This is a genomic window from Achromobacter marplatensis (assembly GCF_002209535.1).
Lineage (GTDB): Bacteria > Pseudomonadota > Gammaproteobacteria > Burkholderiales > Burkholderiaceae_B > Achromobacter > Achromobacter marplatensis.
Map to the genome: position 1 here is coordinate 99489 of NZ_NJIG01000004.1, position 21228 is coordinate 120716.

Here is a 21228-nt window from a genome sequence, read left to right on the forward strand (position 1 = left end):
CTTATAGTTTGGTTATCGCTCGTTTCACACGCAGCCCAATATCGAACAACTTGGCATACGACGCGTAGTCGGTATAGTCCTTATTGGGCCGGGCAAATATCTCTTCCAACTCAGCAACGGTCACGCCCAGCTTCTTGGCGACGAATTTCTTATCGTCTTCCTGCAGCGCGGGGTCATAGGTTGGCTGCTGCAATTCCTCCAGCGCCGCTTCGCGCGACAACTGCCCCGATTTAATCAACGAAGACAAATGCGCCAAGCGCTTGTCGTAGCCGAACTTCGTGGGGAGATAATAACCCTGGAAGAATCGTGTAAATATCGACTCATAGTGCTTGCCGCCGTAATCGCGCCAGCCCAACTCATTCATGATGGTCTGCTTGGCATCGAACTTGTTATACGGCAGATAATTAAGTGGTTTAACCGTTTTGATTCCGCGGATATACGGATACCAGATGTACTGTTTGAAGAATCCGATAGTAGGATAATCCCGAAGTCGGCCTTGGCCGAACTGTCGTTGAATATCCTTCAAATGCCTCAGGTCACCCGACTGGTAACCCCAGGACGACGGCAAGATGAATTCAGTGGCGTAATTGCTGCCCGACAGCACATATTTAATACCATGGCGCGCAGCCTGGCGTAGCAGGATGGCCGGGAAAGCGTGATCAGTCGGAATGTCGCAATTGGCCACCGACGCCTTGAAGAATGCCAGTTGCAGGTCGCGCATTTCGTCCCAGTTCACGACATGCGTGTACAAGTCGATGCCCAGGCGCTTGACGATGTTCTCGATGTTGTTGACAGCCAGTTCCGAGTTCCAGCCGCTGTCGAAGTGCACCGCCAGTGGGCGTAGCCCCAGGCGCTTGGCGGTATAGGCCACGTACGAGCTGTCGACGCCGCCGCTCAAGCCCATGATGCAGTCGTAATCCTTGCCCTTGCCCGCTTCCTTGATGCGCGCAACCATGGCGTCCAGTTCCTGCGTGCGTTCGCCGCGAGTGGCGCGGTCGACAACGTCGCGGACCAGCAGGTCGTAACGTTGGCAGTGGTTGCAAACGCCCTGCTCGTTGAACGTGATGTCCGGGTCGGTGGTGTCCATGACACAGCTCGTACATCTCTGGTAGGTACGGGTATTCATAAGGTCCTGTTGCACATTGGCTGTGCGGGCATAGCAATTTGTAGAAGCCGGGAGCCGAGTTCCGGATGCTCGCTTGGGATCGAGGCGGTGGGGGCGGTCGCGCCTGGCGCCACCGGGGTCCTTTGCCGCCTGTATCGATCCGCCGGGCGGTGGCGGTCATCCGGTTACGTCTGCGTCCGTCGTTGACCGTCAACGATTGGACCAATCCAGCGCGTAAGTGGGTGCTGCGATTTGAAACTTGGAAAAAAAGGGGCCGTTATGAAAACAGCTGGTCCAACTCTTTCTGGCTAGGGTAGTTGATCAGCACCGCTCGGTGCTTGCCGTGGAAGACGAACATGCTGCCGGCTGCGAACGCCGGTACATGGGCCTTGTCCACGGCTTCGCGCATATGCTGGAGGTTGCCTGCCCCGCCGCAGGCGATGATCGGCGTGTCCACAGCGGCGGACATTTTTTCCAGGAATGCCACGTCGTAGCCTGACATCGTGCCATCGCGGTCGACACTGTTGACCAGGATCTCGCCTACGCCGGCCTTGGACAAGTCTTCGGCATAGCGGATCGGGTCTTCCTTGGTGTTGGTCTTGCCGCCGTTGATCCACACTTCGTACTTGCCCAGGAACGTCTTTTTGACATCGATCGAGGCGATCACGCTGGAACTGCCGAAGGCGGCGCAGCTTTCCTGCACCAGCCGGCGGTTGGTGAACGCCGCGGCGTTCAGCGAGATCTTTTCGACGCCGAGCCGGTACAGCCGGCGCATGTGCTCCATGGAGGCGACGCCGCCGCCATAGCTCAGGGGCATGAAGCATTCGCTCGCGATATCTTCGATCAGCTCGAAATTCGGTTCGCGCTTTTCCTGTGTCGCGGTGATGTCGAGCAGGATCAGTTCGTCCACTTCCTTTTCGTTGAAGATCTTCACGGCGTTGACAGGATCCCCGACGTAGGTGGGGTCCTTGAACTTGACGGTCTTATAGAGACCGCGGCCGCGCAGCAACAGGCAGGGGATGATGCGGGTCTTTAGCACGATTGAAATTGCTCGACGAAGTTGCGATAGATCTGGAGGCCGTATTTGTGGCTTTTTTCCGGATGGTATTGCATGGCAAGGATATTGTCCCGACCCAATACGCTGACGAATTCCTGACCGTAAGGGGTGGTACCGAGGGCAATGTCGGGCGAGTCGGCGACCATGTGGTACGAATGGACGAAGTAAAAGCGCATGGGGTCGGCCACGCCTTTGAAGATGCCGATGTCGGGCCGAGTAGGCTTGACGATGTTCCAACCCATGTGGGGGATTCGCAGGGACGCCCCTTCAGGAACGCGGAAGCGCTGGATGTGCGCGTCCAGCCAGCCAAACCCGGGTTGAGCGCCTTCTTCGCTGGAACGGGTCATCAGCTGGGCGCCGAGACAGACGCCCAGGATCGGCTTGCGCTCGGTCAGGACCAGTTCATTGAGAAGGTCCCAGAGTTCGAAGCGGCGCAGGTGGGCGATGGCCTCGTCAAAGGCGCCTACGCCAGGCAGCACCAGCTTGTCGGCCGCGCGCAAGGCTGCGGGGTCCCTGGTGATCTCGGCCTTCGCGCCGACCTTGCGGAGCATGTTCAGGACGGACCCGACGTTGCCGACGTCGTAATCAACGATGGCGATCATGTTGCTGTTTCCTTCACGTGCATGATTAGAGCGACATTTCGCCACAGCTTGCGGCCCGTCAGGGCCGCCGCAGCGGAAGCGATGACTGCTGCGCCAACCGCGATAGCCAGGCTAGGCCCCGGGAGCAGGCGCAAGGCACCCAGCACCAGGCACGATAACCCGAAAGCCATCCATCCCAGGCCCAGAAGCCGGCCCAGCCGATTGGACGCGAATCCGCTCACGCGGTAGATCGCGATGAGGTAAATGCTGTGGTAGAGCAGATTGGCCGCAGTGAACGCGGCAATCGAGACAATGACGTCCATACCCATCGCCAGCGGAGTGATGACTGCGGCGGCCGTGATTATATCCGCGGCGATCTGGACCTTAAATGAGACATCCTGGCGCATCGAAACCTCGAACAGGCGTTCCGGCCAGCCTGTCTGCAATGACATCCAGGCAGCCGGCGCCATGATCATGGCGAAATGACCGGCCTGCGACCAGTTGGCTCCGAACAGGTTCTCGAACAGCACGTCGCCCCAGACGGTGCAGAATGCGAACAATGGTGCACCCGCCAGAAGGCCCAGCTTGAGTAGACCTTCGGTCAATTCCGCCAAGCGAGGGGTGCCTTTCAGCGCTACTGCCTCGCGGAAGAAAACCTGGCTTAGCGCGCCGGACACCAGCAAGGTGGGCGCCAGCAGCACCGTGCGCGTCAGGCCGTAAAAGCCGGCGGCAGCCGTGGCGGACATGGCGGCGAACACGAAAATGGGCATGTCGCGGGCGATTGTGCCGATCAGGCTGTACGGGGTGTTGTAGTACAGGAACTGGCGGTAGCTGCGCGCTACAGTGCGCATTCGCGTCCAATCCCAGTTCTGAAGGACGCGCCGCAGCGCGTATCCGACACCGCCCAGGATGACCGCAAGACCTAGCAACTGGCCGCCCATCTTGGCCCAGACCAGACCCTCGGCGTGCGCGCCCAGCAAGCCGATACCGACGGCGATGGCTGCATAGCCCGCTTGATTCAGCACAGCGGCCTTGGCGATGCGGGTGAAACTGCGCTCGCGGGACGCATAGGCAGTACCCAGCAAGGTGAGCGTGGTACCGAAGACCATGGGCACCAGCAACCACAGCCAAGCAGTGTGGCCGGCATATCCGGACAGGTTTGCCAGGTCACCGCCGGCAAGCGCTACGGCTACAGCCAGTGCCAGCAGCACGAAGGTGGCGATGGCCAGGACAACGGCGGCGATGCTGTCGGCCTCGTCATCCGAATCAGGCAGCACCACCGCTAGGTCGTAACGGCACGTCGCTGCGACGCCGAGCGCGGCCGTCCATCCCATGAAAAGCGTTTGCAGCCCGATAGCTTCGGGGCTGTACAGGCGCGTCAATACCGGGGACATGGCCAGCGGAATCGCTTGGGCCGCGGCCGTACCTGACAACATCGCAATGACGTTCTTGCGAAAGCTCAAGCGGAACTCCTGACCGTGCTGTGGGTGCAAGCCCGGGTCATGTTGCCGCCGTCGGTTGGTATTCCGGCACCAATTGCTGCAGCATGGTGACGATGGCGAGGCGGTCGTTGGTTACCAGGGACTGGCCGAGCGCTTCCAGGGCCACCATCAATTCGGCATAGGGGATGTCCCGCTCGCGTGCTTTCAGGATGCGAGGATGCTCGGTTTCCGTCACGTCGCCGCCAATCAGCAATTCTTCATAGAGTTTCTCGCCCGGGCGCAAGCCGGTCACGAGGAGCTCGATATCGCCGTCGGGGTGGTCTTCGTCGCGTACCGTCAGGCCGTACAGACGGACCATGCGGTAGGCCAGGTCGACGATGCGCACCGGTTCGCCCATATCCAGTACGAAGACTGACCCGGACTCGCCCATTGACCCGGCCTGCAGCACCAGCTGCGCGGCTTCGGGGATGGTCATGAAGTACCGTGTGATTTCCAGATGGGTGAGGGTGATCGGGCCCCCTGCGAGGATCTGTTTCTGAAACAGGGGCACGACGCTGCCCGAGCTGCCCAGCACGTTGCCGAAGCGGACCATCGAAAAGCGGGTGCCGGTCTGTGTCTGCGACAAGGCCTGCAGGATCAGTTCGGCCAGGCGCTTGGAAGTGCCCATGATTTTGGTGGGCCGCACCGCCTTGTCGGTCGAGATCAGCACGAAGTCCTGCACGCCGCATTCCACTGCCGCCGTCGACAGCGTGAGCGTGCCAAATGCGTTGGTCAGAATGCCCTCTGCCGGATTGTGCTCGACGATCGGCACATGCTTGTAAGCGGCCGCATGGTAGATGGTCTCGACGCCGTGTTCGCGGAATACCGATTTGCATAGCTTGGCGTCGCGCACCGACCCCAGCACCGAAACGACCTCCAGCAGCCGGGCGTCGGGCAGTGAACGGATCGCCTGATCGACGAGGTAGAGCGCGGCCTCGGAAACTTCCAGGATCACGAGCTTGCGGGGGCGCAGGCTGACGATCTGGCGGCATAGTTCGGATCCGATCGAGCCACCGCCGCCACTGACCATGACCACCCGGCCGGTCACGCAGCGACCCAGCAGTTCCTGCTGCGGCGCCACAGGGTCGCGGCCAAGCAAGTCTTCGATCTGCAGGTCGCGCAGGCGCGGCCCGTCGGTCGGGACGATCAGTTCACGGATGCTGGGTACCAGGCGAATCCGTAACGGGTAATCGGCGACACTTTCGACGATTTCGCGGACGCGCCCGCGCGAAGCAGAGGGCATCGCTATCAGCAGTTGGTGCGGGGTGTAGCGTTCGATCAGTTCCGGTAGCTTCGAGGGGGCATGGATGCGGATGCCCGCCATCATCAGCCCCTGCTTGCGCGGGTCATCGTCCAGCGCCGCGACCGTGCGGTAATGCGGGCCGGCGTCCAGTGCGGTCGCAAGCTGGGATCCGGCGCCTCCCGCGCCGTAGATGATCACCGGCACATAGCGCTCGGCCGACATCATGCCGGCTCGCGGGAACAGCACACGGCGCGCGAGCAGGCGCGAGCCCAGCAGCAGCACCAACGCCAGCAGGCAGTAGATGGTCAGCACGCCGCGCGACAGGCCGCGGCCGATTTCCAGGAAACGGTCGACGCTGACCACGGCCATCAGGGATACGATGATACCGCCCATGACCGACAACACCACGCGCTCGTTCATGTAGCGCAGGATGTATCGGTACAGGCCCAGCGCGGCAAGCGCAAGCACGCCGGTGCCGCTGGCGACAATCGAGAACAGGATGTAGTGATCGTCGAAAAAGAACAGTTCGAAGCGCAGCCAAAGCGCGAGCTGAAACGCCAAGAGCAGCAGGCACGCGTCAAGCCCAATAGCCAGTATTTGCTTGATGCGACGCGGCAGGTTGACGAATGCGTGCCTTATGGAGTTTTGTAATTGACGCATAGTGCCATCATGGATAGCGAAGATTCGGGGTCGCAGGAAGGAAAACAGGGCCCGAAGGCCCTTGCGTTATTCAGCCAGACTCTCGGCTATTTTGTCTGCTGCGCTACCGTCGCCATATGGGCTGGTAGGCGTAGGCTGATGAGTTAGTGCCATCCCGATGGCCGAGAGGATGCCCTCCACCGATGTCGGGGGCGCCAAGCGGTTCCAGCCGGCGTCGACCAGTTCCGTCCATTCGGTTTCGTCGCGCACAGTGACGCAGGGTCGCTCATGGAAGAATGCTTCCTTCTGGACGCCGCCGGAGTCGGTCAGGACCAGCTTGCAGTACTTCTCCAGTTGCACCATGTCGAGGTAGCCGACGGGCTCGACCAGCTTGATGCGGCTTGCGAGTTTGTCCCGCAGGCCGAGCTTTTCCAGGATGTTGCGCGTGCGCGGATGCAGCGGCCACACCACTTCATGGTCGGCGCCAACTTGCATCAATGCATTGACGATAATGCCGAGCCGTTGGGGATCGTCGGTATTTTCGGCGCGGTGGATCGTCACCAGGATGTACTGCCCCGGCGTTAATCCGAAGCGCGCCAGTGCGCCGCCTTCGGCGTTGACTCGGGTGCCCTGGAAACGGGCCACGTCCAGCATGACATCGCCCACCTGGATGATGCGCGAAGGATCCATGCCCTCGCGGATCAGGTGCGCAGTGGCGGTATCCGTCGGTGTATAGAGCCAGCGCGATACGCGATCCGTCAGAACGCGGTTGACCTCTTCCGGCATGCGCATGTTGAACGAACGCAGTCCCGCTTCGACGTGGGCCACCGGGATATGCAGCTTGGCGGCCACCAGGGCGCCGGCCAACGTCGAGTTGGTGTCGCCGTAGACCAGGACCGCGTCCGGACGTTCGTCCTGCACGACGCGTTCCAGTTCGATCAGCATGCGGCCGGTCATCTCGCCGTGGCCGCCTCCGTGTATGTCCAGCTGATGCTCGGGTTGCTTCATGCCGAGTTCGTCGAAGAACACATCAGACATGTTGGCGTCGAAATGCTGGCCCGTATGGACCAGCACTTCGGATAGCTGCGGGTGCCGGGCGATGGCCGCCGACACCACGCTGGCTTTGATGAACTGCGGGCGGGCCCCCAGGACGGTCAGGATCTTCTTGGTCATATTCAACGGGCGAGTGCGGCGCGGACGGTAGCGACGATCTGATCTTGCGTGGCCTCGTCAAGATCGGGATGCATTGGCAGGCTCATGACGCGTTCCGCCAACATGTCCGAAACCGGGGTCGCGCCTTCGCCGTCAGCGAACGCTGCATACGCCGGTTGCGCGTGAATAGGGCGCGGGTAGTGGATCGCCGTCGGGATGCCGGCTTCCTTCAGGTGCGCGATCACGGCCTCGCGGTTCGGCACGATGACGGTGAACTGGGCCCAGACGCTGTCGCGGTCCGGGCGCACCGTCACGGTACGCGCCCCGTCCGGCAAATCTGCCAGCAATTGCTGGTAGCGGGCGCCGATCTTCAGGCGTTGTTCGACTTCCCATTCGAAGCGTTCCAGCTTGCCGAGCACCACTGCGCATTGCAGGGTGTCCATGCGGCCGCCGACGCCGACGCGGGTGTGGTAGTAGCGGGCAGACTGGCCGTGCACGCGGATTTCGCGCATGGCCTGGGCCAACTCGTCATCGTTCGTGAACAGTGCGCCGCCATCGCCATAACAGCCCAGCGGCTTGCTCGGGAAGAAGCTGGTGCAGCCGATGGTCGACAGATTGCAGCTTTTCTTGCCCTTATACGAGGCGCCAAAGCTCTGCGCCGCGTCTTCGATAACCGCGATGCCGTGTTTGGCGCCGATCGCGTTGACCTCGTCCATGTCGCCGCACTGCCCGTACAGGGAGACGGGGATGATGGCCTTGGTGCGAGGCGTGATTTTGGCTTCGATTTCCGACACTTTGATGTTGCAGGTGTCGGGCTCGACGTCGACGAACACCGGCACGGCGCCCAGCAACACGATGACCTCGGCCGTGGCGACGAACGTGAACGACGTGGTGATGACTTCGTCGCCCGCCTTCACGCCCAGTGCCATCAACGCAATCAGCAAAGCCTCGGTGCCCGAGGCTACCGTGATGCAATGCTTGGCGCCGGTGTACGCGGCCAGGGCGGTTTCCAGTTCCTTGACCTCGGGACCCATGATGTACTGCCCATGATCCAGGACTTTCTGGATACGGGAGTTGATCGGATCGCGCAGGACTTGGTACTGTTTTTTCAGGTCAATGAATTGCATGGTGTTTACGCCTGTTGGCAGACGCCATCCTTCAAAATATAGGTTTCGCCCGTATGTGCGCACGTGGCCTGGCCGTTGCCGGTCAGGGGCAGGTCGAGCTGTTCGCCATAGCGGCTCATCCAGCCGATCTGCTTGGCAGGCACGCCCACAACGAGGGCATAGTCAGGCACGTCTTTATTGACGACGGCGCCCGCGCCGACGAAGGCGTAGCGTCCTACGGTGGCGCCGCACACGATCGTGCTGTTGGCACCCAGCGTGGCGCCCTGGCGCACCAGCGTGTTGCGGTATTCGTTCTTGCGTTCGATGGCCGCCCGCGGGTTGTAGACATTGGTGAACACCATGCTCGGGCCGCAGAACACGTCGTCTTCGAGCGTCACATTGTCGTAGACGGATACGTTGTTCTGGATCTTGACGCGATCACCGATCTTGACCTTGTTGCCGACGAACACGTTCTGGCCCAGCGAGCAGCCTTCGCCGATAACGGCGCCGCCACAGACGTGGACCCAATGCCATACCCGGCTGGTCGTGCCGATTTGGGCGCCGTCATCAACGATAGCAGTGGAATGGATGCTCATGGGATCAGTCCAGCGGCAGCGGAACGCGCACGCCATCGCGGGCGGAGCGGTACATGGCGGTCAGCAGCGCCAGGGACTGCAGGCCTTCGCGGCCGTCGGTCTCCGGTTCGCATTCGCCGCGCAGCGTGCGGATGACGTTGTCGTAATACAGCGGGTGGCCAAAGCCGTAGACCGAAGTCGTTTCGTAGTTGGCTTCGCGGATCTTGGTGTCGTCGGGGTGCTCGTCAGCGAATTTCCATTCGTCGATTCGGTTGACGGCCACGCCGCCCACGCGGACAGTGCCCTTCTCGCCCAGGATGGTGATCGAGCCTTCCAGGTTCTGCGGGTAGGTCAGCATGGTGACGTTGATCGAGCCCATGGCGCCATGGCGCCAGCGCACTGCTGCTACACCGGTGTCTTCCGCTTCGATGCGGCGCGCAAGGGTAGCCGTGAAGGCATAGACGCTTTCGACCGGGCCGACCAGCCAGTCGAGCAGGTCGACATAGTGGCTGGCCTGGTTCATGAATGCGCCACCATCCCACTCCCACTTTCCGCGCCAACGGGCCGCGTCGTAGTAATCTTGCGGTCGCGTCCAGAAGACGTTGACGGTGACCATGTAGATCCGGCCGAAGCGGCCTTGGTCGATGGCCTTCTTCAGCAGCTGCAGGGTGGCATTGCGGCGGTTCTGCTTGACGACGAAGAGGCGGACCCCGGCTTCGTCACAGGCCTTGACCATGCGCTTGCCGTCTTCCCAGCGCGTGGCCATGGGTTTTTCGCTGATGACGTGGCGACCGGACTGGGCGATCTCGATGGCTTGCCACGGGTGCAGGCCAGAGGGCGTGGCCAGGATTACGGCGTCAGCAGTGCTGTTGGCCAGCAGTTCGGTCAACGAGGAATAGGGGGTAGCGCCCGTCGCTTCGGCGGCAGCCTTCAATGCGTCAGGGTTGGTGTCGCAAACTTCTACCAGTTCGGCCCTGTCCCCGTGCTGGGTGATCGCGCCGATGTGATTCTTGGAGATGCGTCCACAGCCCACAATGGCAAAACGCAGCTTCCGGTCAGTAACGGGATTGATGGTCATCAGATTGTTTTGATGTAAATTGCCGGGGTTATTTGGACCCACCCGGGGTTAGACAGTAATAATACTTGAATCCCCTGGGTGTCCACGAATGTAAACATCCAATTTCTTATTGATGCCTACTCGCATTCTCATCGTTCGAACATCGTCACTTGGCGATCTAGTGCATATGTTGCCTGCTATTACCGATATTGCCCGCCATGTGCCGGACGCGGAGATAGATTGGGTGGCGGAAGAGGCTTTTGCCGAGATCCCGTCGTGGCACCCTGCGGTGAGTTCCGTGATCAAAGTGGCACACCGCCGGTGGCGAAAAGCCTGGTGGTCGCAGCAGGTGCGGGCAGAACGTAAAGCGTTGCGCGAACGCCTGCGCGAAAAGCAATATGACGTCGTGCTGGATATGCAGGCCTTACTGAAGTCCGCCTGGCTGGTGCGTCAAACACGCGGCGTTCGCCACGGTCTGGATTGGCGATCCGCACGCGAACCGTTGGCATCGTTGTTTTACAACGTGCGACATCGTGTGGAGTTTTGGCAGCCCGCAGTCATTCGGCAACGTAAATTGGCGGCACTGACTTTCGGTTACCAGCATGCCGGTTTGCCTGATTTCGGATTGCAAGAATTCGCGCGACTGGCGGCACAATCGCGCGATGTTTCCGATATTGTCGACCAAAATAATGTGGCGGATCTGCCACGTTTACATCATTTGGATACCGATCGCGGCTACGCCGTGATCATGCCGTCGGCCAGCCGCGACGATAAATTGTGGCCCGAAGAGGACTGGCGGGCGGTTTTTCGCCGGTTGCGCGAAGCCGGTTGCACCTTGAAGCTGCTGGCAGGAAATGAATCTGAAGCCCAGCGCGCCGGCCTGCTGGTGGCGGGCATGGACGGGGCAGAGGTGATGCCCCGCATGGATCTGAGTTCGGTGGCCCGCCTGCTGGCGGGTTCGCGCCTGATGGTGGGCCTGGACAGCGGCCTGACCCATTTGTCCGCCGCCCTGGGCCGCCCCACCATTGGCATCTACCGCGCCTCCACTCCCGTGAGAACTCCGCTGGTCGGTTCGAACTACACCGCCAGCCTGGGCGACCGCGGCGCGTCGCCGTCGCGTGAAGCCGTGATGGCGGCGGTGGAGCAGGCATTGGCCGCCCAGTGACATGAACCGCGGCGTCTACTCTCTGGCGCTCAGGGCATTGTCACCGCTGGTCTGGCTGTGGATGGCCCGTCGGGCCAAGCGCGCCGGCGGCGAATGGGGAATCTTCTCGCCAGAACGGTTTGGCCGTGCCGCAGCGCCGTCGCCGGCGGCAGCCGACGCCGTGCCTTTTTCGTCCTGGACGGCGCCCGTGTGGGTGCATGCCGTCAGCCTGGGCGAGACCCGCGCCGCCCAACCGCTGCTGCAGGCGTTGCTGGACCGCGGCCTGCCCGTCTTGTTGACCCACATGACGGCGACTGGCCGCGCCGAGGGCCAGCGCCTGTTTCCCCAGGCCATTGCCTGCGGACAATTGCGCCAGACGTGGCTGCCCTACGACTTTCCCGGTGCGACGCGTCGCTTCATGGATAGCTATCACCCCCGGTGCGGCCTGCTGATCGAACGCGAGATCTGGCCCAACCTGCTGGCGGCGGCCCGGCGCGTGCGCGTGCCGATGGCGCTGGTCAGCGCCCGGTTCTCGGCCTCGTCGCTGCGCCAGGCGAGCCGGATGGGCGGCGTGATGCGCGAAGCGCTGGCCGGCCTGGACCTGGTGCTGGCACAGACTGCCGAAGACGCAGGCAGGCTGGCGCAGGCGGGGGCCGCCGCGCCCATCGTCACGGGCAATCTGAAATTCGATCTGGCCTTGCCGGCACCGCAGGTGCAGGCGGGCCGGGCGTGGCGGGCGCAGTTGGGCAGGCCCGTCCTGGCCGTGGCCAGCACCCGGGAGGGCGAGGACAGCGGTTTCATCGCCGCGATCAAGCGGCATGCCGCCGCGCCGCGGGCGCCGGACGCCCCGTTGTTCCTGTTGATTCCCCGGCATCCGCAGCGTTTTGACGAGGCGGCGCGCCAGTTGGCAGAGGCGGGGCTGGCGTTCGTGCGGCGTTCTGAGGGCACCGAGCCCGATCCGGACACCGTGGTGGTGCTGGGCGATACGCTGGGCGAGATGGCGTTCTATTACGCGGCGTCGGACGTGGCCATCGTTGCGGGCAGTTTTGCGCCGCTGGGCGGCCAGAATCTGATCGAAGCCTGCGCCGCCGGCGTGCCCGTCATCGTTGGGCCGCACACGTTCAATTTCAAGCAGGCGGCGGAAGATGCGATCGCAGCGGGCGCGGTCTTGCGCGCGGCGGATACGGGGCAGGCGGTGGACAGCGCGATGGCCGTGCTTGCCGATGCGACGCGCCGGCAGGCAGCGAGTCAGGCGGCGCGTGCCTGGTTTGATTCGCATGCCGGGGCAACGCGGCGGACCTTGGCCGCGCTTGCGCCCTGGCTGGACCGACCCGGCAGCACCTGATCGGGCTTGCCCCGGGGGCAGGCCTACGGCGCTTTACGGGGAACCAGCGTCACCGCGCCCGGGTTCAGCTCCTGGCTGAAACGGCGGGTGTCGCGGCCTTCGTCTTCGGGCCGTATGCCGATCCAGCCTTGGCCCAGCGCCGCTATCCACAGATTGGCCAGCAGGATCAGGATGAAAAGCACTCGCATGGCGGGCCTCGCTCAGGCGTTGGCGTCCAGGGTGGCGCGCGCCACCGCGGCCAGGCCGTCCAGGACGGGGTGATCCAGGTAGACCGGCACCGGAGCGGCGCCGAACGCGCCGCCGGCATCCGCCAGCAGGCGCTCGATTTCCTGATGCACTTCCGGCCAACCGCCGCCCGCCGCGTAGATCTGTGGGGTCTGGCCATAGCGCTGACGGCCGGCCAACCATTGGCGCACGACGGCGCCGGCCTGGGCCGCGGCGATGCCCGAGGCGATGGCTTCGTGCGTGTCGACGGGGTAGGCCACGACCTGGCCCTCGGCGATGGGCAGGTTGGCGGTGCCGTGGGCGAGCGACGTGCGCATCATGGCCGGGCCGGGCAGGATCAGGCCGCCGGCGAAGACGTTGTCGGGGCCCACCGTATCGATGGTGGTGGCGGTGCCGAAGCTGGCCAGCAGGAAGGGCGGGTGCGCGCCGGGCAGGCGCGACAGCACGCCCAGGAGCGAAGCCCAGCGGTCCGCGCCCAGTTGCGTGGGCACGCGGTAGCTGTTGACGAGTCCCAAGGTGCTGGCCTGTGAAGGCGACCAGGTGACCGCACAGCCGTGTTTTTGCAGGATGGCGGAAATGGCGGTGCCGCGGGCGTCGCCCGCCACGTTCACGCCCACCGCGCGCACCGGGCGGCGCGGCAGGGCGGCCAGCCAGCGGTCCAGCGCATCCAGGTCCAGGCCGTCGAACGCGACCGCCGCCGGTTCGCGCGGCATGTCGGGGTTGCTGGCGTCCAGCCAACCCACCTTGAGACGGCTGTTGCCGGAGTCGATGAGAATAATCATGCTTGGCGTCGAATCGAAATTTCGCCGACCGAAATCGGTGTGGCGCCCTCGGGCGTGCGCACCAGCAGGCGGCCTTGCTCGTCCACACCGCTGGCAGCGCCGCTAAGCAGGATATCGCCTTTCTCCAGCACGTTGACCGTACGGCCCGCCAGGGCGTCCACCTGGTCGAAACGCTGCCGGAATGCCGCGAAACCGCTGCGCTCCAGCGCCTGGACGGCTTCGTGCCAGGCGGTGGCGCTGGCGCAAATCAGGTCGGCGGCGGTGGCCAGCCGGTGCGATTGGGCCTGCACTTGCGTCCAGTCGGCGACCTCGCGGCCCAGCGTCCGGGACAGTTCGGCCGCGTCGATCAGGTTTACGCCCATACCTATGACGACGGTGTAGCCGGCCTCGCGGCCGCCGGGGTTGCGGGTGGTTTCCACCAGCACGCCCGCCAGTTTGGCGTCATGCCATTGGACGTCGTTGGGCCACTTCATGCACAGGCCGCGGGCGTCCGGGCCGGCGACGGCGCGCAGGGCTTCGCAGGCGGCGACGCCGGCCAGCGGGGACAGTGCGGGCAATTGCGCGGCCGGCAGGTGCACGTCGAACGCGCACGAGAACATCAGCGTGGAGCCCGATCGGTTCTGCCAGGGGCGGCCGGCGCGGCCGCGGCCGGTTTCCTGCAGATGGGTGCCCAGCAGCCAGGGCTTGCCGACGCCGGCGCCCGAGCGGGCGCGGGCCAGCAGGTCGGCGTTGGTCGACCCGGTGCTGCCTGTCCAGGCAATGTCTTGGAATACGGGCAGGCGCGAGCCTAGCTCCCGGGCCAGGGCTTCCGGCGCGGGCAGGTCGATAGGGCGGACGTGATCGGACATGGCGGCGATTGTAGGGCACGCGGCCCCCCTCACGCGGCCTTTCGGCCTTCAAGCGTTTATGATTGGCGATACATTTTGCATCGGTCCCCTGCCTACATGCCGCAAACCGCTTCACCCGCGTCCGCCGCCGCACCATTCCGTCAGGACGGGAACGCCTGCCACGTCGCGGGCGACTGGAGCGTCCTGGCCCTGGCCGAGGCGGGCGAAGTCGAACGCCGGCGCTCGGCATTGGCCCGCGCCGTCCAGGACGGCGTGCGTTGGGATCTGCACGGCATCAGCCGGCTGGACACCATCGGCGCCTTGCTCATCTGGCAGGCCTGGGGCGAAAAGCTGCCCGAACGGGTGCGCTGGTCGGCCGGCCAGCAAGACGTTTTCAACGCGCTGGCCATGAACAAGGGCGGCGCCCGGGCGCCCGAGCCCAAAGCCGAATCCTGGGGGTGGGTGCGCGCCCTGGGCGGCGCGATCTTCCGGGGCGCCGAAAACGGCCGGGCGCTCTTGGTCATGCTGGGCCAGCTGGTGCTGGATTTCGGCGCCATGCTGCGCCGTCCGCGGCTGGGCCCCTGGCGCGAGATCTCGGCGCAGGTGTACCGCACCGGCGCGCAGGCGCTGGGCATCACGGCGCTGGTCGGCTTCCTGATCGGGGTGGTGCTGTCCTACCTGTCGGCGCAGCAACTGCAGATGATCGGCGCCGACCGCTTCATCGTGCGGCTGCTGGGTGTCTCCATCGTGCGCGAACTGGGGCCCGTGCTGGCCGCCATCCTGGTGGCAGGGCGATCGGGGTCGGCCATCACAGCCCAGATTGGCGTCATGCGCGTGACGCAGGAACTGGATGCGATGCTGGTCATGGGCATCTCGCACGGCCAGCGGCTGATCCTGCCGCGGGTGCTTGCGCTGGCCGTGACGATGCCGCTGCTGGTGCTGTGGACGGACGCGATGGCGATCCTGGGGGGCATGCTGGCTGCCCAGATGCAGCTGGGCGTATCGGCGCAGTGGTTCCTGACATCGTTGCCGGACGCCATCTCCCTGACCAATTATTGGATCGGCATCCTCAAGGGGGTGACCTTCGGCATCTTGATCGCACTGATCGCGTGCCATTTCGGCCTGCGCATCCAGCCCAACACGGAAAGCCTGGGCCGCGGCACCACCACGTCGGTCGTGACCTCGATCACCGGCGTGATCCTGCTGGATGCGCTGTACGCCATCATCTTCAGCTCGGTGGGCATCTGATGAACGGCGCCGCCCAGCACCGGTTATTCACCGACGATAGCGTCACGGTCGAACCCGTCATCTCGGTGCGCGGATTGCGCACCGCCTTCGGCGACCACGTGGTCCACGACAATCTGGACTTGACCGTGTTTCCGGGTGAAATCCTGGTGCTGGTGGGCGGATCGGGCACGGGCAAGACAGTGCTGCTGCGCCAGATCATCGGCCTGGACCAGCCCGCGGCCGGCATCGTGAAGGTGCTGGGGCATTCGCTTTTCGAGCTGTCGCCCGCCGAACGCAGGCGCCTGTCCTATCGCTGGGGCATGCTGTTCCAGGCGGGGGCGCTGTTCTCGGCGCTGTCGGTGTTCGACAATGTGGCCCTGCCGCTGCGCGAGCTGCGCACGGTGCCGGAAGACCTGGTGCGTGACGTCGTCATGTGCCGGCTGGCGATGGTGGGCCTGTCGGCGCAGGACGCCGGCAAGCGGCCGTCGGACCTGTCCGGCGGCATGGTCAAGCGCGTGGCGCTGGCGCGTGCGCTGTCGCTGGACCCCGAACTGGTGTTCCTGGACGAGCCCACCGCCGGCCTGGACCCGTTGCGGTCGGACGAATTCGTGGACCTGGTGCGCAGCCTGCACCGGCAGTTGGGATTTACCGTCGTCATGGTGACGCACGATCTGGACACGCTGCTGGCGTTGGCCACGCGTGTCGCCGTGCTGGCGGACAAGCGGGTGATCGTGTGCGACACGGTGCCGGAAGTACTGAAGGTCGACCACCCGTTCATTCACACATTTTTCCTGGGCGAACGCGGTTTGCGCGCGCTTGGGGATCTGGCGCCGAAGGGAATGCATCATGGAAAACCGTAGTCATGCGCTCATGGCCGGGATTTTTACGCTGGTCTTGCTTGCCGCCGCCGCGTTGGTGGCCGTCTGGATCGGCCGGGACCGGACCAAGCTGCAAACGTACGAAATCGTGTCGGCCACGGCGGTCAGCGGGCTGAATCCGCAGTCGGCCGTGCGCTATCAGGGCGTGCCGGTGGGCAAGGTGCAGTCGCTGGCGCTGAACCCCGATAAGCCGGGGCAGGTGCGCATCCGCATCGGCGTGGCGCCGAACACGCCCATCACCGAGTCGACCTGGGCCGAGCTGGGCGTGCAGGGCGTGACCGGCATGGCCAACGTGGAACTGCGTGACGACGGCACGTCGCTCAAGCGCCTGGCGTCGTCGGCCGAGCATCCCGCCGCCATTCCGCTGCGTCCGGGTTTCCTGGACCGGATCGAGCAGCGCGGCGGAAAATTGATTTCGAACGTGGAAGAAGCCACCGAGCAGCTGCGCCGCGTGCTGAGCGAACAGAACGTGCAGGCGCTGACTGCCAGCCTGCAAAACGCCACCGACATCACGCAGTCGCTGCGCGATGCCAGTCGTGATCTTGGACCCACGCTGGCCAAGCTGGGGCCGCTGATGGATTCGCTAGGCAATACATCGCGCCAGGCGGACCGCGCCGCGCGGGAGATCGCCGATCTGGCGCAGCAGTCGCGACAGGCGCTGGCGCGGCTGAATGCACCCGACGGCCCCTTGTCGGTAGCCACGCGCAGCCTGAACGACATCGCGCTGGCCGCGGCCCGGCTGGATGGCGAGACCCTGCCCGCCGTCACCAACATGGCCGCCAGCGTCAGCGCAGCTGCGCGTGGCGCCACCAACACCCTGCGCCGTGTGGACAGCACGCCGCAATCGTTTTTGTTCGGCCCGGCGCCCGTTGCGCCCGGACCCGGCGAAGCCGGATTTGCCGGTTTCGGGAGACAGCCCAAATGAAGATGCGCCGCGCCGTACTGATCTTGACCCTGACAATGACCGCGGCCCTGGCCGGCTGCAGCATTGGCCGCGTGGGCGCGCCGCCCTCGGTGTTCGATTTGGGGCTGGACGCCAAGCCCGTGCCTGCGTTGCCGGCACGCGCGCCAATCGCCATGAGCCTGCAAGCCGCGCCTGTTCTGTCGGACACCAGCATGATCTGGCGGGTGGGCGACAGCGCCGCGCCCAAGGCCTACGCGACGTTCCGCTGGGCATCGTCGCCCACGGAGCTGGTGCGCCAGCGCATCACTGACCGTCTGTCGCGCCAGGGGCCGGTGCTGGCTGATCGCGTCAACCTGCAGATGCCGCAATTGCAGCTGTCGTTGATGCAGTTTGAACAGGTGTATGCCGAAGACGGGCAGTCCAGCGAAGGCCGCATCCTGTTGCAGGCGGTGCTGCTGAATGGCCGCGCCGTCGTGGCTCAGAAGCGCATTCAGGTGCAGACGCCCGCGCCCACGCAAGACGCGGCGGGTGGCGTTGCAGCGCTGCGGCAAGCCACGGATGAGGCCGCGGACCAACTGGCGCAATGGCTGGCCGAGGTGGTGCAAGGCGCACCCGAATCCACCCCTCGACGCGGATTCGGCCCCAGACCAGGCCCGTCGTACGAACCGGCATTCGATATCCCCGCCAAGTCCTCCGGCGCCTCGCGGTCCGCCAACTAAATCGATTTTCCTTTTTGCACGTTGAGTCCTGCCATGTCCTCCGCTCGTACTGATACCCACGCCTTTACCGGGGCCGCCGGCCGCATCGATTGCGCCGTCGACTGGCCCGCGGGCACGCCGCGAGGCTGGGCCCTGGTCCTGCACCCGCATCCGCTGCAAGGCGGTGCGCGCGAGAACAAGGTGGTCACGACCCTGTCCCGCGCCTGCGTGCAGCACGGCCTGGTGGCGGTGCGCCCCAACTTCCGCGGCGTGGGCCTGTCGGAAGGCGCGTTCGACAAATCGGTCGGCGAAACGCAGGACATGCTGGCGGTCGTGGCACAGATGCGCGAACTGCACCCTGAATTGGCCGAGGCCCCGTGGGTGCTGGCCGGGTTTTCCTTCGGCACTGCCGTGGCCGCACAGACCTATGCGGCGCTGGCTGAGGCCGGCGACGTGGTGTTGCCGGCGGCGCTGATGCTGATGGGGCCGGCCGTGAACCGCTTCCAGTCGCATGAAGTGCAGGTTCCTGACGACACGCTGATGGTGCATGGAGAAGAAGACGAAGTCGTGCCGCTGTCCGAAGCCATGGACTGGGCGCGCCCGCGTTCAATTCCCGTGGTGGTGGTGCCGGGGGCGTCGCACTTTTTCCATGGCAAGCTGCTGGTGCTGCGCCAGCTGGTGCAGGCGCGCCTGAAGGTCGCTCTGGACTAATCGACCGTTGCGGCCGGGCCGCAGGTTGCATCAGGTTGCATGATTTAAATGCTGCGGAACCCTGCGCGGGGCGGACCGGTCCAATGGGCTGCCTATAATTGTCAGCCATTAGCCCCGCGCCGGCGGGCGTCTTTCCTGGACCCACGTTGCCGATGAAGAATTTGCCTTACTCCGCTCAATCCCCCGTTGTCTTGACCCGCCGCTTGCTGTCTGGCGCGGTGCTGTCGGCGATGCTCGCGGCCTCCATGCCGGTCTGGGCACAACAGGCGCCCGCCACTGCTCCGGCCGCCGCAGGCGCCACGGCGCCGGCTCCGACGGCTTCGGGTGCGGTGCCGGTGGGTGACGTGTCGTCCGTGCCGGCGCCCACCATCGCGGCCAAGGCCTGGATCGTGATCGACGTGAACAGCGGCCAGACGCTGGCCGCCTCCAACCCCGACATGAAGGTCGAGCCGGCTTCGCTGACCAAGATCATGACGGCCTACGTCGTCTTCAACGCGCTGGATGAAAAGCGCCTGACGCTGGAGCAGACCGTGCCCGTGTCCGAGCACGCCTGGCGCACCGGCGGCTCGCGCATGTTCATCGAGCCGCGCAAGCCCGTCACTGTCGACGAGCTGAACCAGGGCATGATCGTCCAGTCGGGCAACGACGCCTCCGTGGCGCTGGCCGAGGCCGTGGGCGGCAGCGAAGCCGCCTTCGCGTCGCTGATGAACCAGGAAGCCGAACGCCTGGGCATGAAGAACACGCACTTCATGAACGCGACCGGTCTGCCGGACCCGCAGCACATGACGTCCACGCGCGACCTGGCCACCTTGTCGTCGCACCTGATCACCGATCACCCGGACTTCTTCCACTACTACAAGCAGAAGAGCTACACCTACAACAAGATCACGCAGCCCAACCGCAACCGCCTGCTGTGGGCCGATCCCTCGGTGGACGGCATGAAGACCGGCCACACCGATTCGGCCGGCTACTGCCTGGTGTCGACGGCGGTGCGCGGCGACCGCCGCATCCTGGTGGTCGTGGTGGGCACGGACAGCGAGGCCACGCGCGCCGAAGAAAGCCTGAAGCTCTTGAACTGGAGCTTCCAGAACTTCGACACCGTCAAGCTGTTCGACAAGAGCCAGCCAGGCATCGATGCGCGCGTCTGGGAAGGCACGGCTGAAAACGTCAAGCTGGGCCCGCCCAACCCGGTGTCGATCGCCGTGCCGCGCGGCAAGGCCGGCGACTTGAAGCCGGTGGCGCAGCGCACGGATCCGCTGATCGCCCCGCTGGCCAAGGGCCAGCAGGTCGGCACGCTGCAATTCACGCTGGATGGCAAGGTGCTGCGCACCGAGCCGCTGGTGGTGCAGGACGCCGTCGAACGCGCCGGCTTCTTCGGCCGCATGGTCGACACCGTCAAGCGCTGGTTCCAGTAAGCGGGCGCGCCACAGGCGCGGCCCCGGGTGTAAGCTAGCAGCGGGCGTTTCGTACGTGAAACGCCCGTTTTCCATTTTGGGACGGACCGGGCGGTTCGTCCTTCGCCATTTCACAGGAGTGCCTCATGATTCCGGGCGTGCCGGGCGAAAGCCAGGTGTATCTCAACGGTGAGTTCCTGCGTGTGGACGAGGCCAAGGTCTCCGTCCTGGATCGCGGCTTCATTTTCGGCGACGGCATCTACGAAGTCGTCCCCGTCTACCAGGGCAACGCGTTTCGCATGGCGGAGCACTTGAACCGCCTGGACCGCAGCCTGGCCGCCTTGCGCATCGCGCAGCCTTTCGACCGCGAAGGCTGGGTCAACCTGATCGAGCAGTTGCTGGCGCGCTCGAACCTGGAGACCTGCATCGTGTACCTGCAGGTGACGCGCGGCGTCGCCCGTCGCGACCACCAGTTCCCGGCCACACCGGTCACGCCCACCGTGTTCGGCATGATTTCGCCGTGGGCGCCGCCGTCGGCCGCGCAGCGCACGCAGGGCCTGACCGCCATCAGCATCCCGGACGAGCGCTGGCTGCATTGCGAGATCAAGTCGGTGTCGCTGCTGGGCAACGTGCTGGCCAAGCAGCAGGCCGTGGACGCGGACGCCGACGAGGTCGTGCAGTTCCGCGACGGCTACCTGACCGAAGGGTCGTCCACCAACATCTGGGTGGTTTCCGGCGGCAAGCTGTTGGCCCCGCCGAAGAACAACCTGATCCTGGAAGGCATCCGCTATGGGCTGATGGGCGAACTGGCGGCCGAGGCTGGCGTCCCCTTCGAGGCGCGCCGCATCACGCGGGACGAGGTGGAATCCGCCGACGAACTGATGCTGTCGTCGGCCACCAAGGAAGTGCTGCCGATCGTGGCGCTGGACGGCAAACCGGTGGGATCCGGCAAGCCCGGCCCCGTTTTCGAGCAATTGCGTGCGGGTTATGATGCCCGCATCGCCGCGCTGTAGACCGTTGTTCCGGGCGGCCCTCCGGGCCGTCCCGCCCCCAGCGGACACTTGCCAACGCACCGGTTGCCCCCATATAAGAACATT

At 64.7% G+C, this 21228-nt stretch carries 21 protein-coding genes; 9 read left to right on the forward strand and 12 right to left on the reverse strand.

The annotated features are described in order from the left end of the window. Position 1: 1 nt before the first annotated feature. The 9 genes from CEY09_RS10660 to CEY09_RS10700 form a co-directional block, all read right to left on the reverse strand. Positions 2-1126, reverse strand: coding sequence for an N-acetyl sugar amidotransferase (locus CEY09_RS10660; protein WP_081533987.1), 1125 nt, complete (start codon positions 1124-1126; stop codon positions 2-4). Between the two features lie 256 nt (positions 1127-1382). Then, positions 1383-2144 (reverse strand): AglZ/HisF2 family acetamidino modification protein, encoded by a 762-nt coding sequence (locus CEY09_RS10665; protein ID WP_006222916.1) that lies wholly within the window; start codon positions 2142-2144, stop codon positions 1383-1385. Further along, positions 2138-2764: an imidazole glycerol phosphate synthase subunit HisH gene (gene hisH, locus CEY09_RS10670; RefSeq protein WP_006222915.1), complete on the reverse strand. Its 627-nt coding sequence runs from the start codon at positions 2762-2764 to the stop codon at positions 2138-2140. The genes CEY09_RS10665 and hisH overlap by 7 nt, the downstream gene beginning before the upstream one ends. Continuing rightward, on the reverse strand, positions 2761-4206 hold the full coding sequence (locus tag CEY09_RS10675; RefSeq protein ID WP_006222913.1) for a lipopolysaccharide biosynthesis protein: 1446 nt from the start codon (positions 4204-4206) through the stop codon (positions 2761-2763). The genes hisH and CEY09_RS10675 overlap by 4 nt, the downstream gene beginning before the upstream one ends. Positions 4207-4243: 37 nt before the next feature. Beyond that, entirely contained in the window at positions 4244-6127 is a 1884-nt protein-coding gene (locus CEY09_RS10680) for a polysaccharide biosynthesis protein (RefSeq protein ID WP_088588613.1), read from the reverse strand. Between the two features lie 66 nt (positions 6128-6193). Beyond that, a complete protein-coding gene (gene wecB, locus CEY09_RS10685) occupies positions 6194-7279 on the reverse strand; it encodes a non-hydrolyzing UDP-N-acetylglucosamine 2-epimerase (protein ID WP_088588614.1) in 1086 nt (361 codons plus the stop codon). 2 nt (positions 7280-7281) lie between these two features. Then, positions 7282-8385 (reverse strand): DegT/DnrJ/EryC1/StrS family aminotransferase, encoded by a 1104-nt coding sequence (locus CEY09_RS10690; RefSeq protein ID WP_006224862.1) that lies wholly within the window; start codon positions 8383-8385, stop codon positions 7282-7284. Positions 8386-8390: 5 nt separating this feature from the next. Further along, the gene (locus CEY09_RS10695; RefSeq protein WP_006224861.1) at positions 8391-8960 is read right to left on the reverse strand and encodes an acyltransferase; all 570 of its coding nucleotides are present in this window, start codon (positions 8958-8960) and stop codon (positions 8391-8393) included. A gap of 4 nt (positions 8961-8964) precedes the next feature. Then, the gene (locus CEY09_RS10700) at positions 8965-10017 is read right to left on the reverse strand and encodes a Gfo/Idh/MocA family protein (RefSeq protein ID WP_006224860.1); all 1053 of its coding nucleotides are present in this window, start codon (positions 10015-10017) and stop codon (positions 8965-8967) included. A gap of 112 nt (positions 10018-10129) precedes the next feature. Between CEY09_RS10700 and waaC the strand changes: the two genes are divergently transcribed. Together waaC and CEY09_RS10710 are read left to right on the forward strand one after the other, a co-directional pair. Next, a complete protein-coding gene (waaC, locus tag CEY09_RS10705; RefSeq protein ID WP_035213102.1) occupies positions 10130-11161 on the forward strand; it encodes a lipopolysaccharide heptosyltransferase I in 1032 nt (343 codons plus the stop codon). Between the two features lies 1 nt (position 11162). Continuing rightward, positions 11163-12485: a 3-deoxy-D-manno-octulosonic acid transferase gene (locus CEY09_RS10710; RefSeq protein WP_088588615.1), complete on the forward strand. Its 1323-nt coding sequence runs from the start codon at positions 11163-11165 to the stop codon at positions 12483-12485. A gap of 23 nt (positions 12486-12508) precedes the next feature. On the opposite strand, the gene CEY09_RS32275 is transcribed toward CEY09_RS10710, so the two are convergent. From CEY09_RS32275 to CEY09_RS10725, 3 genes are read right to left on the reverse strand one after another with little or no spacing between them, the layout of a single operon-like run. Continuing rightward, the gene (locus CEY09_RS32275; protein WP_006224857.1) at positions 12509-12673 is read right to left on the reverse strand and encodes a hypothetical protein; all 165 of its coding nucleotides are present in this window, start codon (positions 12671-12673) and stop codon (positions 12509-12511) included. A 12-nt stretch (positions 12674-12685) separates the two neighbouring features. Then, positions 12686-13492 (reverse strand): type III pantothenate kinase, encoded by an 807-nt coding sequence (locus CEY09_RS10720; RefSeq protein ID WP_088588616.1) that lies wholly within the window; start codon positions 13490-13492, stop codon positions 12686-12688. Beyond that, the gene (locus CEY09_RS10725; protein ID WP_088588617.1) at positions 13489-14340 is read right to left on the reverse strand and encodes a biotin--[acetyl-CoA-carboxylase] ligase; all 852 of its coding nucleotides are present in this window, start codon (positions 14338-14340) and stop codon (positions 13489-13491) included. Before CEY09_RS10725 ends, CEY09_RS10720 begins: the two co-directional genes overlap by 4 nt. A gap of 96 nt (positions 14341-14436) precedes the next feature. On the opposite strand from CEY09_RS10725, the gene CEY09_RS10730 reads away from it, so the two are divergent. The 7 genes from CEY09_RS10730 (at position 14437) to CEY09_RS10760 (ending at position 21144) form a co-directional block, all read left to right on the forward strand. After that, positions 14437-15567 (forward strand): MlaE family ABC transporter permease, encoded by a 1131-nt coding sequence (locus CEY09_RS10730; protein ID WP_035213101.1) that lies wholly within the window; start codon positions 14437-14439, stop codon positions 15565-15567. Then, on the forward strand, positions 15567-16406 hold the full coding sequence (locus CEY09_RS10735) for an ABC transporter ATP-binding protein (protein WP_006224853.1): 840 nt from the start codon (positions 15567-15569) through the stop codon (positions 16404-16406). Before CEY09_RS10730 ends, CEY09_RS10735 begins: the two co-directional genes overlap by 1 nt. Then, entirely contained in the window at positions 16393-17349 is a 957-nt protein-coding gene (locus tag CEY09_RS10740; protein ID WP_175216746.1) for an MlaD family protein, read from the forward strand. The genes CEY09_RS10735 and CEY09_RS10740 overlap by 14 nt, the downstream gene beginning before the upstream one ends. Further along, positions 17346-18047: an ABC-type transport auxiliary lipoprotein family protein gene (locus tag CEY09_RS10745; protein ID WP_088588619.1), complete on the forward strand. Its 702-nt coding sequence runs from the start codon at positions 17346-17348 to the stop codon at positions 18045-18047. Before CEY09_RS10740 ends, CEY09_RS10745 begins: the two co-directional genes overlap by 4 nt. Positions 18048-18080: 33 nt before the next feature. Then, positions 18081-18737, forward strand: coding sequence for an alpha/beta hydrolase (locus CEY09_RS10750; RefSeq protein WP_088588620.1), 657 nt, complete (start codon positions 18081-18083; stop codon positions 18735-18737). 152 nt (positions 18738-18889) lie between these two features. Further along, positions 18890-20152 carry a D-alanyl-D-alanine carboxypeptidase family protein gene (locus CEY09_RS10755; RefSeq protein WP_088588621.1) on the forward strand — a complete coding sequence of 421 codons (1263 nt, stop codon included), beginning with the start codon at positions 18890-18892 and terminating at the stop codon, positions 20150-20152. Between the two features lie 125 nt (positions 20153-20277). Next, the gene (locus CEY09_RS10760; RefSeq protein WP_167390058.1) at positions 20278-21144 is read left to right on the forward strand and encodes a D-amino acid aminotransferase; all 867 of its coding nucleotides are present in this window, start codon (positions 20278-20280) and stop codon (positions 21142-21144) included. Positions 21145-21228: the final 84 nt, after the last annotated feature.